Source organism: Ignavibacteriota bacterium, assembly GCA_016713565.1.
In the GTDB taxonomy this organism is placed as follows: domain Bacteria; phylum Bacteroidota; class Ignavibacteria; order Ignavibacteriales; family Melioribacteraceae.
On sequence record JADJOX010000007.1, the window covers coordinates 263,176 to 276,836 of the forward strand.

13 protein-coding genes are annotated in these 13,661 nt (G+C 31.7%); 1 reads left to right on the forward strand and 12 read right to left on the reverse strand.

Annotated elements, in window-relative coordinates; genetic code table 11:
• Window positions 1-103: 103 nt before the first annotated feature.
• The 3 genes from IPK06_08220 to IPK06_08230 all read right to left on the reverse strand — a co-directional run bounded on the left by IPK06_08220 (window position 104) and on the right by IPK06_08230 (window position 3,053).
• Window positions 104-1,558: an aminoacyl-histidine dipeptidase gene (locus IPK06_08220; GenBank protein MBK7979972.1), complete on the reverse strand. Its 1,455-nt coding sequence runs from the start codon at window positions 1,556-1,558 to the stop codon at window positions 104-106.
• 25 nt (window positions 1,559-1,583) lie between these two features.
• Window positions 1,584-2,663, reverse strand: a complete 1,080-nt coding sequence (gene ychF, locus IPK06_08225; protein ID MBK7979973.1) for a redox-regulated ATPase YchF — start codon at window positions 2,661-2,663, stop codon at window positions 1,584-1,586.
• A gap of 81 nt (window positions 2,664-2,744) precedes the next feature.
• On the reverse strand, window positions 2,745-3,053 hold the full coding sequence (locus IPK06_08230; GenBank protein ID MBK7979974.1) for an ATP-dependent Clp protease adaptor ClpS: 309 nt from the start codon (window positions 3,051-3,053) through the stop codon (window positions 2,745-2,747).
• Window positions 3,054-3,151: 98 nt separating this feature from the next.
• Here IPK06_08230 and IPK06_08235 point away from each other — a divergent pair, with 98 nt between their 5' ends.
• Window positions 3,152-3,754: a bifunctional nuclease family protein gene (locus IPK06_08235; GenBank protein MBK7979975.1), complete on the forward strand. Its 603-nt coding sequence runs from the start codon at window positions 3,152-3,154 to the stop codon at window positions 3,752-3,754.
• On the opposite strand, the gene IPK06_08240 is transcribed toward IPK06_08235, so the two are convergent.
• The 9 genes from IPK06_08240 to IPK06_08280 form a co-directional block, all read right to left on the reverse strand.
• The gene (locus IPK06_08240; protein ID MBK7979976.1) at window positions 3,751-5,217 is read right to left on the reverse strand and encodes a DUF2851 family protein; all 1,467 of its coding nucleotides are present in this window, start codon (window positions 5,215-5,217) and stop codon (window positions 3,751-3,753) included. The genes IPK06_08235 and IPK06_08240 overlap by 4 nt on opposite strands.
• A gap of 72 nt (window positions 5,218-5,289) precedes the next feature.
• Complete coding sequence (gene pyrF, locus IPK06_08245; protein ID MBK7979977.1) at window positions 5,290-6,111, reverse strand: orotidine-5'-phosphate decarboxylase; 822 nt, start codon at window positions 6,109-6,111, stop codon at window positions 5,290-5,292.
• Window positions 6,112-6,124: 13 nt separating this feature from the next.
• Window positions 6,125-7,354: a rod shape-determining protein RodA gene (gene rodA / locus IPK06_08250; GenBank protein MBK7979978.1), complete on the reverse strand. Its 1,230-nt coding sequence runs from the start codon at window positions 7,352-7,354 to the stop codon at window positions 6,125-6,127.
• Window positions 7,355-7,356: 2 nt separating this feature from the next.
• The gene (mrdA, locus tag IPK06_08255; protein MBK7979979.1) at window positions 7,357-9,144 is read right to left on the reverse strand and encodes a penicillin-binding protein 2; all 1,788 of its coding nucleotides are present in this window, start codon (window positions 9,142-9,144) and stop codon (window positions 7,357-7,359) included.
• 1 nt (window position 9,145) lies between these two features.
• Complete coding sequence (gene mreD, locus IPK06_08260; GenBank protein MBK7979980.1) at window positions 9,146-9,631, reverse strand: rod shape-determining protein MreD; 486 nt, start codon at window positions 9,629-9,631, stop codon at window positions 9,146-9,148.
• Entirely contained in the window at window positions 9,628-10,464 is an 837-nt protein-coding gene (mreC, locus tag IPK06_08265; protein ID MBK7979981.1) for a rod shape-determining protein MreC, read from the reverse strand. Before mreC ends, mreD begins: the two co-directional genes overlap by 4 nt.
• Window positions 10,464-11,489: a rod shape-determining protein gene (locus IPK06_08270; protein MBK7979982.1), complete on the reverse strand. Its 1,026-nt coding sequence runs from the start codon at window positions 11,487-11,489 to the stop codon at window positions 10,464-10,466. The genes mreC and IPK06_08270 overlap by 1 nt, the downstream gene beginning before the upstream one ends.
• 8 nt (window positions 11,490-11,497) lie before the next feature.
• Entirely contained in the window at window positions 11,498-13,018 is a 1,521-nt protein-coding gene (purH, locus tag IPK06_08275; protein MBK7979983.1) for a bifunctional phosphoribosylaminoimidazolecarboxamide formyltransferase/IMP cyclohydrolase, read from the reverse strand.
• Complete coding sequence (locus IPK06_08280) at window positions 13,015-13,638, reverse strand: phosphoribosylglycinamide formyltransferase (protein ID MBK7979984.1); 624 nt, start codon at window positions 13,636-13,638, stop codon at window positions 13,015-13,017. Before IPK06_08280 ends, purH begins: the two co-directional genes overlap by 4 nt.
• Window positions 13,639-13,661: the final 23 nt, after the last annotated feature.

Here is a 13,661-nt window from a genome sequence, read left to right on the forward strand (position 1 = left end):
TATAAATATCTATAAAACAATTTCAAATTCTAAATAAATTGAAATTAAATTTGAGTTTTAATCCAAATCTGAATTATGTTAAACAAAATAATAATTATTTTTTCTAACTAAGCTCCTTTAAAATTCCTTTAAGCAAATTATAAAACTTTTCAACATCTTTTATATTTACTTTTTCATCCGGCGAATGAGCGCCTTGAATCGTTGGACCAAATGAAATCATATCGAGTCCCGGATATTTTGCACCCAAAAGACCGGTTTCCAATCCCGCATGAATTGCTTTTATTTGTGGTTCTTTATTAAACATCTTGGTGTAAACTTTATTTGATACTTTTAAAAGAAGAGATTCCATATTCGGTTTCCAACCGGGATATCCGTCACCTTCTGCTAACTCAGCCCCAGAAAGTTTAAATACCGCTTTAACTGTATTTGCTATTTTATTTTTAGCACTTTCTATAGAACTTCTTTGACTTGTTCCAATTGTAATTTTGTCTTTTTCCATTTTAATTGTTGCCAAATTTGTAGAAGTTTCGACCAAATTTGGAATATCCGGACTCATGGCAACAACGCCGTGAGGCAAAGCTAAAATAACATTTATCAATTTTTCAATCAGTTCGGTTTTAAATACCTTTGAAACTTTATTTTTAGATTTCTTAATCACAACATCAAGATTTGCGTCAACAGTTTTAAATTCCAATAAAGAATCAGAAATAAAATTCTTAGCAAATTTTTTAAGATTTGTAAGATCATTTGGATGAATTAAAATAACAACTTCAGCTTCTCGAGGAATTGCATTGCGTAACGATCCTCCGCTTAATTGTGCGATTTGGTATTTTATTTTCAATTGCGAAAGGAAATGTCCAAGCAGCTTTATAGAGTTTGCTCTTTGTAAAATAATATCCAAACCAGAATGTCCGCCTTTTAATCCTGTTATTAAAATTTCAATGGGAATAAAATCTTTTTTTGGTTTTGCAAATTCAATTAAAAATGTACCTGCGGTATCTTGTCCCCCGGAACAGCCGACATAAAATGCTCCGTCTTCTTCGGAATCCATATTTAATAATGTTTTGCCAGAAATAAATTTCGGCTGTAATTCATTTACTCCCGTCATTCCGGTTTCTTCATCAATTGTAAATAATAATTCCAACGGTCCATGAACCGCGTTTTTATCCAAAGCAACTGCCATTGCCGCAGCAACACCAATTCCGTTATCAGCACCGAGAGTAGTTCCATCAGCCTTTATCCATTCACCAATATTTAATAATTTTATTGGATCTTTATCAAAATCGTGTTTTGTACCTTTGTTCATTTCGCAAACCATATCAACATGACCTTGCAAAACAATTACAGGTGAATTTTCTTTTCCTTTGGAAGCGGGAACGGAAATAACAATATTCCCGACTTTATCTTCTTTATATTTAAAATTATTTCTATTGGCAAAATTCTTAACAAACTCAACTGCTTTGTATTCTCTTTTTGATGGTCTTGGAATTTGGCTTAATTCATAAAAATGCTGCCATAGTAATTCCGGTTTTAGTCCTTCTATTGCTTGCTTTGACATTTTATTCCCCAAATTTTTTATAAAATTAACTGTGTCTAATATTTAATATATCGCCGTCTTGAACAATATATTCTTTGCCTTCAAGTTTCCAAACACCGCCTTCTTTGCATTTGGCAAAAGTTTTGTATTTCATAAAATCATCGTAGCCAACAACTTCGGCTCTTATAAATTTGCTGTAAAAATCCGAATGTATAACGCCAGCCGCATCTTGTGCGGTATAATTTTTTTTGATTGTCCATGCTCTGTTCTCATCTTCACCAACAGTAAAAAAACTCTGCAAGCCTAAAGCTTCGTATGAAGATTTAAGAATCTTTGTTAACGCCGATTCTTTAATTCCATAATCTTCCATAAATAATTTTCTATCGGCATCATCAAGGTTAGCAAGTTCCAATTCCAACTTTGCGAAAAATGGAATTATTTTAACGTTTGTATCATTAATCAATTCGGCAGCTTTTTGAATTTCCGAATCGACCGAGCTCATCGATTCGTCGTCGAAATTTATTGCAATTACCAATGGTTTCAACGTCATTAATTGGTAGCCGGAAAGTAATTTTTTTTCATTTTCATCTAAAATCAAATTTCTTAAAGGTTTTTCTTTTTCAACATGATTAAAACATTTTTCTATAACTGGAATTTCCTTTTTTAATCTTTCATCTTTTGTTTTAAGCACATCTCTCTTTAGTTTTTCAATTCTATTTTCAAGAAAAGCAATATCATGAAATAAAAATTCGTTTTCCAAAAATGCTATATCTTCGCAAACGTCAATTTTATTCATTGGATGCGGAACGGAATCTTCTTGGAATTTTCTAATTACATAAAACAAAGCGTCATTATTTTTTACTTCGTTCAGAAATGTGGAGGTTATTCTTAATTTACCGTCATCTCCGGTTCGTAATCCGGGTATATCGTAAACTTCTATAGTCGCGTTTACGGTTTTTTTAGGTTTGAATATCTCGGTAAGCAAATCCAATCTTTCGTCCGGTACTTTTACAACTTCAATGGAAGCTTTATCTGAATTTACATTTTGAATGTTCTGGGTTCCGGAAAGAATATTGAATAACGTCGTTTTACCGGAATATTGTAATCCAACTAAACCAATCTGCATTTTTAACTAATCCTATTTTGTAATTTGGGAAACTTAAATTTAATAAATCGCTAAAGTAAATACGATATTTTTATAAATGTTTTATCCGACAATTTGAGTATGCAGACCAATTTCTTCAAGAATGGATGAAACTTTTAAACATTGTGCCATTTCACCGAAAAAAACCATTGCCTTGCCTTTAACATGCACTTCGAAAGCAAGTGATCTTGCTTTTTCAAAATTACATTGAATGGCTTTTATAAGCTGTGTTATAACTTCGTCAAATGTATGAATATCGTCATTGAATAAAAATACTCTGTAACCTGTCTCAATTCCAATATCCTCGTAAAATTCCGGTTTATTTTCCTTATTCGGCAATTCAAAGTCGTTTTTTTCTTCAAATGGTATCATTTGTCTATAAATATAGATAAAATATTATATTAAGTTGTTTTTTTTTATATTGCTAATACAAATTAGTAATTTTTCACATTTTAAGGTAATGATTCAATTTGGAAAAAGTACAAGTTGATATTTTGGGATTATCATCAAGTCCTTCTGCCGGCGGCGCTTATGCGTTATTGTTAAAAGAATCTTACGGCTCAAGAAGACTTCCAATTATAATTGGCTCGTTTGAAGCTCAGTCAATAGCTTTAGAAATTGAAGGTATAAAACCACCAAGACCATTGACACACGATTTAATGAAAAATTTAGTTGATGATTTGGGAGCAACTGTTTTAGAAGTTAATATAGATGAACTTAGAGACAATACTTTTTATGCAAAAATTGTTGTTGAAATGTCGACACTTACTAATACAATAGATGCCAGACCGAGTGACGCAATTGCGTTAGCTGTAAGAACCGGAGCACAAATTTTTGTAGCTGAAGAAGTTATGCGTGCGGCTTCTTTTGTTCCATCCAGCGAAGAAGGCGAAGAGTCAGAAGAATCCTTTGAAATTGCAAATGATTTTGAGGCAAAACAATTTCCGAAGCAGTCTTCTGAAACAAAAGTAGCTTCATTACAAGATCAATTGAGAGAAGCTTTGGAAAAAGAAGATTATGAACGTGCCGCAAAATTAAGAGATGAAATAAACAGATTAAAAGGCAATAATTAATTAAATATTTTCTTACCAATATCACATTCTAAGCATCTGTTTTTACTGCAATAATTTCGAAAGACTTCTATCATTCCCTGAGAAAAAATTGTCTTTTTTTCTAATCCGTCAATCTGTAAATTTTTTGCAACATCTCTAATAATTTTATTATCCGACTTTTGATCAAAATCATTATAAATTTTTATTACTTTTTTTGAAAGTTCATTTTTCCCGAATAGATTAAAATAAACCGACATAAATGGTAAAATTACATTTATGAAAATTTCATCAGCACGAGAAATTCCGATAAGATAATTTAGTTTTGCGTTTGTTTTTTTTCCGAAGATATAATGATCATGCCAATAATTATTTGCTTTTATAATAAACATTGATCTAACTGAATTAATTAAAATTTGATCTTTTTTTATTTCTGAAAATTTTTTGATTAACTGACCAATTAAATTCTTATGTAAAATTGCTTCAATTATTTTTATTCCGCCGGCTATTCGTATTGTTGGAAAATTCTGCGGTCTCTGTCCAAAAAAATACCATTGAGTTTCGTCAAAATATTTCCCGTCATAATTGTGTTTTTCAGTCTGCCAAATCTCATTCAATTCTTTTACGAATGAATCATCAGATTCAATTGAATCCGATAATAGTCCGGCAGTTTTAAATAAAACAGACTCCATTATTTTTTCAAATTCATCATTATGCGGATATTTCGATAAAAAATTAAGATTAACATTTTGTGCCAATTTCAGCATTATTTTTTTATTCTTTGAATATCCAAGCGCTTCAAAAATCAATTCATAAAGAAGCTGTTTCCAAATTTCTTTATCTCTAAAATCATTCTGCAAAAATGTTTTATTATTAAATTCCTTTGTCAATTCATATTTAATAACCGGTTCATTTGTTTTAAGTTCACTTAGAAATTTCAATTCCTTTAAACGGTTAAAAATCCTTAAACATTTATTCTCAAACCTTATTATGCCTTGTTTTAAAATTGTATTTTGAATCAATGATTTATCTACAGAGTCAATTTCAGAACTGCATTTTAATTCAAAATTATTACTGCTCTTTATTTTATCTTTAGTTTCATTTACATAAAGTTTTTCGGCAGGTACAATATTTTCTAAAAATAAAGAAGGAACTTTTCTTCCGTCACTTGTATATACGTAGCTTTGCTTCTGAGCATTTGTAAAGCAGATATGCAGAATTGTTTTATTGTAATTTCGATTAATATTATGTCCATGACGTTTCCAATCCGAATAATCGAGATCAATTTCAACATCACCGACAAAGGTGAAATTTCCTAATTTAATTCTTGCGTGTTTAAAATCTGGACCGGATTCACTTTCATTATATTCTCCGGGGAACAGAACATTTATATCTTCGCCTTGTTGAGTTTTAAGTTCTTGAATAAAATTTTGATTTTCCCAAATCTTATGGAATTGCTGTTCGGATATTTTTTGACGCGATTGCATTTATTAAAATTTTAGTAATTGAACAAATTGCAAATCTTTTGCTATTAAAATAATTTAATTTTGTAATAAATGCTATACTTTCAAATGTTCAATTTTATTTTTTACCTCAAAATTAAGCGAAGCTATTTTTTCTTCTATGCTTTTCTGAAAATTTATTGAATCGTCAATGAAAAGCAATCCTCTGCTTACATTAACAATAAAATTATTTTTTTTGATTTCATAAAACGCAGCCACAACATCTTCGAGACTTCCGCCTTGAGCACCGACGCCAGGCAAAAGAATGGGCATATTTTTAAATGATTGGATATTTTTATTCAGCTCCTCAATATTTGTCGCGCCGAATACGAGTCCGCAATTATTATTTATGTTCCACTCATTAACTTTATTAATAACTTCTTGATATAAGTATTTACCGTTTTCCAATTTAAGCTTTTCAAAATCCGCGGCGCTTTTGTTTGATGTTAATCCTAAAACAAAGCTTAGTTTATCTTTATAATTTAGAAATGGACTGATAGATTCCATTCCCATATACGGATGCAAAGTTACAGAATCGAATTTGAAATAATCAAAAATTGACTCGGCATATTTCTGAGAAGTATTTCCTATATCACCTCTTTTTGCGTCGGCAATAATTAGTGTTTCACCGCCGATTAGATCAACGGTCTTTTCAATTACTTCAAGTCCTTTTGTTCCGAACTTTTCATAGAAAGCAAAATTTATTTTATAAGCTGCGGCATAATTTAGCGTAGCATCAATAACCGCTTTATTAAATTCCAAAATTGAATTAATGGATTTGCTGAATTTTAAAGGAATTAATTCTAAATCAGTATCTAAACCGACACAAATATGTAATTGTTTATTTATTTTCGATGTAAGTTTATTTTGAGCGTTCATAAATTTCCGATAATTAAATTTGTTCTCTTCTGTTTTTATAAAAGTTAAGTGCTATTCCAATCAAAGTCATATTTACAATCAGGGAGCTTCCTCCGTAACTTAAAAATGGCAGAGGTAAACCAATAACCGGTGTTAAGCCGATATTCATTCCAATATTTATTGCAAAATGCGTAAATAAAAGCGCAAGAATTCCAACAACAATTGTACTTCCGAAAATATTTTTTGAATGTGTAGCAATGCTTACAAGTTTTATGAAAAGTATGATAAATAAGGAAATTGTTATAATACTGCCAATAAAGCCGAATTCTTCACCAATAACGCAGAAAATAAAATCCGTCCATTGTTCCGGAATAAATCTTAATTGTGTTTGATTTCCGTGTAAAAATCCTTTCCCGAAAATTCCACCTGAACCAATCGCGACTTTTGTCTGCATAACGTTATAACCAGCTCCAAGCGGATCAGCAGCCGGATTTACAAATGTTTCAATTCTTTTCTGCTGGTGAGGTTTTAAAAAATGAATTATATAATCCATTAAATATGCTGCTGAAAAATTCAAAACAACTACAGACACATTAATAAAAATGTTTTTCTTAAAGTAAAATAAAATTCCGATTACAAGAAACATTGCAATTATAAATGCAGCGACACCAAGAAGAGATGCAAAAATTACAACAATCGGTGAGATAAGAACGAACAATAAAAATAAATCCATACCGCTCCAAAAAACCATAATTGTTGCAATTATTAAATAAACAATTGCAGTTCCCATATCAGGCTGCATTAAAATGAGTCCTACCGGAACAAAAACTATTACGCTAATTTTAATCAAATCACTTAGGCTATTTGGATTCTTTCTTTTTTTTGTAAGATAATTTGCCAAAAATAATATCAAACCAATTTTTGCAAATTCTGAAGGTTGAAAACCAATTGGTCCTAAACTAACCCAACTTTTTGCGCCATAAACCGTTTTACCTATAAAAATTACAGAGGTTAAACTTAGTATTGATAAAATATAAATCGGCAGTGCAAAGAACCTGTATGTTTTATATGAAATAAAATATGCTATAAAGAAAAAAATTATGGCAACAACTCCGGAAAATAATTGTTTGTTAAAATTCCCGTATGCGGTTGGGTGTGTATATGTTGCACTGTAAATTGCAACTAATCCAATTGCCGAAAGAAGCGTTACGCAAATAAAAACAACAAAATCAAATTTATCGGATATTTTGCTTGATGGTTTGATTATCAATTTACACCTGCTACATTGTAATTATTTCCTTCCAGATTTTCTAAATATGCTTTAATAACTTTTTGAGCAATCGGTGCGGCGTGGGTCCCGCCAAATCCTACATTTTCAACTATAACTGCAATCGCAATTTTAGGATTTTCATAAGGTGCAAATCCAATAAATAATGCGTGGTCTTCACCGTGAGGATTTTGCGATGTACCAGTTTTACCCGCTATGTTAATATTTGGAAGTCGAATATGTCTTGCTGTTCCGTTACCGTTCACAACTTTAAACATTCCCTCTCTAACTAAATCAAAAGTCTTTTGTGAAACATTGACTGTTTTATCCTTATAAGCAACGTTGAATTCTGTATTTTTCATGCCTTCAATATAACCCTGAAGTACATGCGGAATTTTTGTTTTACCAGAATTTGCCAATAGCGCGGCGTATTGCGCTAACTGCAATGTAGTAACGCTGAACTCGCCTTGACCAATTCCCAAACTGACCAAAGTTCCTTTAGTCCATTTATTTTTACCAAACGCTCTGTCATAATAATCAGTATCAGGGACAATTCCTTTTGCTTCAAATCCTAAATCAAACCCTGTTTTATTCCCGAATCCAAACATTCTCAAATACTTTGCCCATCTATCTAAACCAATTTCAAGAATTAATTTATAAAAAAAAGTATTGCATGATTTTTCAATTGCGGTCTCAACATTTATTGATCCATGTCTTCCATGACATTTAAAGAATCTATTACCGAATTGAAAACCGCCGCCGCAATAAACCATAGTATTCTCATCTATCAAATGCTCTTCCAAACCGATAATTGCTCCTAGCATTTTATATGTTGAACCGGGTGGGTATATAGAATTTGCAGCTCTATCAAATAAAGGTTTCTGCGGATCGGAGCTTAACTTTTTAATTTCCTCTCTTGATGTAAACGCGGCAAAGGATGCCAGATCATACTCAGGAGCACTTACATAAGCTAAAATCTCACCTGTAGATGGTTCAATTGCAACTAGGGAACCGGTCTTACCAATAAATTCTTGTTCGGCGGTTTCCTGAGCAGTTTTATCTATTGTTAATATTAAATCTTTACCTTTTACGGGCTGAATATCATTCAAACCTTCAAGATATTTTCCAATTGTTTTTCGCCTAGAATCAACGAGAATAAATTCAAAACCTTTAGAACCTCTTAAGATATTTTCATAAGATCTTTCAATTCCGCTGATTCCAATAAAATCACCAAGATCATAAATTTTACTTTCTTTTTCCAATTGTATTGAATTTATTTCTCTCAAATATCCAAAAATATGTGAGCCTTTAACACCGTAATTATAATCTCTCTGCATTTCTACAATTATATCTAACCCTTTTAATAATTGGTTATGTTCTTCAAACCAAACAACTTCATTAAAATTCAGATCACGTTTAACAATTCTCGGTAAATATTTGGAGTAAATTTTATTTTTTTCAAAAATATTATTAATTGTTCCAGATTCCGAGTAAATTACTTTTTCAATTATTGAATTTTGAGTTGTATCGTAAATGGCAGGTGTAATTTCTAAATTATATGTAGGTTTATTGCTTACAAGAACATCTAAATTTCTATCGAAAAAAATTCCCCTTGGCGCCTGAATAGGTTTCTTTTTAATTGAATTATTATCTGATTGAGTAGAATATGCGGTAAAATCTAAAATCTGCATTTTAATAAGCTGAAACGAATATACTATTCCAACAATGCCAATTACGGCTGTTAAAATGTTTTTCCTAAGCCTAAAATCAAATATTTTTTCTATCATTTTATTTTAAGTTCTTATTAAAAATCATAAACGGGATGCTTATTGCAGACGTATATATTCCCGGAAGTATGCCGTTTTCAATAATTAAATAAGAAGCAGATAGTTCAATTTCTGTATTTGTCAGCAGTAAATAAAAGAAAGAATTAAATGTTGCCGAAATAAAAACAATAAATACAAAAAAAATTGTTTTTAAATTAAAATCAGTTTTATTCTCGTTATAAAAATATCCTGCAATAAATCCGGATAGTGTACCTGCAAACATTGCACTCCCAAGAATTCCGCCTGAAATTATATCAAAAACTAAACCATATATCGAGCCCAAAATTGTTCCTGTTATTTGTCCGAACTTCAAAGCATAGTAAGTCAGCAAAATAATTATGAGATTAGGAATTATTGAACCAATAGCAATCATAGGAACAAAAATAAATTGAATCAGTAATACCGGAAAAAATAAAATTAATGGCGATATAAATTTTAGAATTTTTATTTTACTTCTCCGCCAATTCTTGTTATTAACGAATCCAACTGAAGGTTTTTATTACTTTTCAGAATAAGAACATTTTTAACTTTGGTAATATTTACAAATGGTTTTACTTTTATATTGCTCAGTATTCCTGAAACAGTACTTTCCTTGTTTGAAATAATTCCAACTGGTATTGAAGGAGGAATTATTGTACTTAATTCGGAAACTAAAATTCTATCGCCGACTTCAACGTCTTCGGTAGTAGGAACGTTTTTAATCTGAAGATTTTTTCCATCCCAATTTAAAATTCCATCCACATTACTTCTTTGGTCTCGAACCGCGACTTTAAATAAACTATTTTCAATAGTTCTTACGGTTGAGTAATTTTGCGAAACATCCACTATCATTCCAACCAGACCTTTATCTGTAATTACAGGCAGGCCAACAGCAACGCTGTCGCTTAATCCCTTTGAAACAATAAAGTAACCGCTTACTTTAGAAACTAATCTGGAAACGACTTGAGCAAATATTAAATCATAATCGGATTTTGTTCTAAATTCGATTTGCCCTTTAATGTCATTTATTTCATATGCATAATCTCTTAACTCATTAACTTGCAGCATTAACTGGGCATTGTTTTTAAGCAGACTTTCAATATATTCGGTTTTTTCAAAAGAATTTTGAACATCATTAATTGCTTTGGTAACTGTTGCAAATATTCCCAAAGAAAATAATCTTACGTTTTTTACCTTTTGATTTTCATTTAAAGTAATTAGAAAAAGACTGATGATAAGAAGTGTAATTAATACAATGTATTCTTTAATATTCGCAAAGAATGATCTTACAAATTGTGGCATTAGTAACTTCTTTTTCGAATAAATACTTTGGAATATTTATTCATATTTTCAATAACTTTTCCGGCTCCGTTAACAACCGCCAACAAAGGGTTATCAGCAACATGAACCGGTAAATTTGTTTCCATTCTAATTCTTTCGTCCAACCCTTTAAGCAAAGCGCCTCCGCCCGTAATAATTAAACCTCTATCTAGAATATCAGCGGATAATTCAGGAGGTGTTCTTTCCAAAGATTGCTTTACTCCTTCAACTATTTGGGTTATATTTTCGTTCAAGGCATCTCTTATTTCTACGGAGCTTACTTCAACGGTTTTGGGAATACCGCCAACTAAATCTCGTCCTTTTACTTGAATCGTTATTTCTTCTTTTAAAGGAACTGCCGATCCAACTTCACATTTAATTTTTTCGCCGGTTCGTTCACCAATCAGTAAATTATAATTTTTCTTAAAAAATTGAATAATCGCATTATTCATTTCATCGCCGGCAATTCTCAAAGATTCTTCATTAACAATTCCATCGAGCGCGATGACCGCGATTTCAGTGGTTCCGCCGCCAATATCAAGAATCATATTTCCAACCGGTGCGCCAACATCAATTCCAACGCCAATTGCGGCAGCCATTGGTTCGGCAATTAAGTGGACTTCTTTTGCTCCTGCATGTTCCGCGCTGTCTCTTACAGCTCTCTTTTCAACTTCGGTAACGCCGCTAGGAACGGCAATAACAACTTTACGGCTTGAGAAAGCGCCTCTGTTAACTCTCTTAATAAATTCTCTTATCATACCTTCGGCAATTTCAAAATCAGCAATAACGCCGTCACGCATTGGTCTTGAAACTCTAATTTGACGATGTTCCCTTCCCTGCATTTCCTTTGCTTTATTACCAAGCGCAATTATTCGTTTTGTATTTCTATCAAATGCAACAATAGACGGTTCATTTAAAACTATACCTTTTCCTTTAACATAGATAACAGTATTTGCGGTTCCTAAATCAATTGCAATATCAGTTGATAGTAAATCAAAAATTCCCATAAATCCTCTTAATGTTTAAAATTTCTAATACCGGTAAATACCATTGAAATATTTTTATTATTTGCTGCATCAATTACTTCGTCATCTCTAACCGATCCGCCTGGCTGAACAATTGCCGTAATTCCGCTGTTTGCAATTTCTTCAACTCCGTCTGCAAATGGAAAAAAAGCGTCCGACGCGGCAACGGCTCCTTCTAAATTATGACCGTATAACTTTGCTTTTTCTACAGCAATTCGAGATGAATCAATTCTTGACATTTGTCCCGCTCCAACGCCAACCGCCATTTGATTCTTACAGAATACTATTGCATTGGACTTTGTATGTTTACAAATAACCCAGGCAAACTTCAGATCTTTCATTTGATCTTCGGAAATTTGCTTCTCCGTAACAGTTTTTAATTCATTTAACGGAAATGCACTATAATCCGGTTCCTGCGCAATTATTCCGTTTGGAATATTTCTAAATTGCAAGGTTTGCTTAATTCCGTCAGCTTTATATTGAATCACTCTTCTATTTTTTTTCTGCTTTAAAATTTCAAGCGCCTTTTCTTCAAACGAAGGCGAACAAACAACTTCAGTAAAAATTTCATTCAGCTTTTCTGCAGTTTCGGAATTTACTTCATTGTTAAACGCCACAATTCCGCCAAATGCGGATACCGGATCGCAGGATAAAGCTTTTACGTATGCATCTAAATTATTTTTTCCGGTTGCCGCTCCGCATGGATTTGTATGTTTAATAATTACACACGAATTATTATCGAGTTCATTTACCAATTCTACAGCGGCAATTAAATCAATTATATTATTATATGAAAGTTCCTTTCCGTGTAAAGGAATAAATTTATCGTATAAATTTCCGTATAAAAATGCTTTCTGATGAGGATTTTCACCATAACGAAGTTCACTGTTCAATGGGAAATTTATTCTCAAATTTTTCTGTTCTTTTGTTACTTCTCGTTCAAAAAAATCGGCAATAATTTTATCATATAACGCCGTATGAGAAAAAGCTTCGGCTGCAAGTTTACTTTTTGTTTCAATACTGATCTCAGCATTTTCAAGTTCATTGATGAACTCATTATATTGAGAAGGATTTGTTAAGACTGAAATAAATTTGAAATTTTTTGCGGCAGCTCGAATAAGACTCGGACCGCCGATATCAATATTTTCTATTTTAGTCTGCTGATCGACATCTTGAGTATCAACTTTTGCAAAAGGATATAAATTAACGCAAACGATATCTATCGGATCAATTTGATTTTCTTCGGCTTGCTGAATATCTGATTCAACATCCCGGTGGTATAAAATTCCGCCAAAAATTTTAGGATGAAGTGTTTTTAATCTTCCATGAAATATTTCAGGAGAACCTGTATACAATGAAATCTCAAAGCAATCAATATTATTTTCTTTTAAAATCTTAGCTGTATTTCCTGTGGCAAGAATTTCATAATTCATTTTAACCAAAGAACCCGCAAACTCAACTATTCCTGTTTTATCAGAAACACTAATTAAAGCTTTTTTATTCAAATTCAATTCCGGTCTATTATTACTCTATTATCAATTATTTTTATTTTTTCTTCTGCAAATTTTTGAATAACGTATGAAAGCAATTCATGTTCAATCTTTAATACTTTTCCGGCAATTTCTTCAGGCGAACTTACATTCGAAATATCAACAACTCTTTGATCTATAATCTTTCCGTTATCATAAACTTCATCTACAAAGTGAACGGTAGCGCCGCTTATTTTTGCCGAAGTTTCAAATACAGCTTTGTGAACGTTTATCCCGTACATCCCTTTTCCGCCAAATGCAGGAAGTAGAGCTGGATGAATATTTATTATTTTATTTTTGTAAATATTTATTAAAGAAGAAGGAATTTTCTTTAGAAATCCAGCTAAAACAATTAATTCAATTTTCCGATCTAAAAGAATTTTAGTTAAATCATTATAGGGAACTGAATTACTTTCTTCTATTTTTGAACTTAAAACAAATTTTTCAATATTCTCTTTTTCACAAATTTCAAAGGCTTTGCATTCGTTTTTATCGCTAATAACAATTAAAACCCTTGCATTTAAATTTCCGGCATTAATATTATTTAAAATTGCGGATAAATTTGAACCTCTTCCTGAAACAAAAACCGCCAAATTTAACATTAAAACCACTCAAAATTATTATT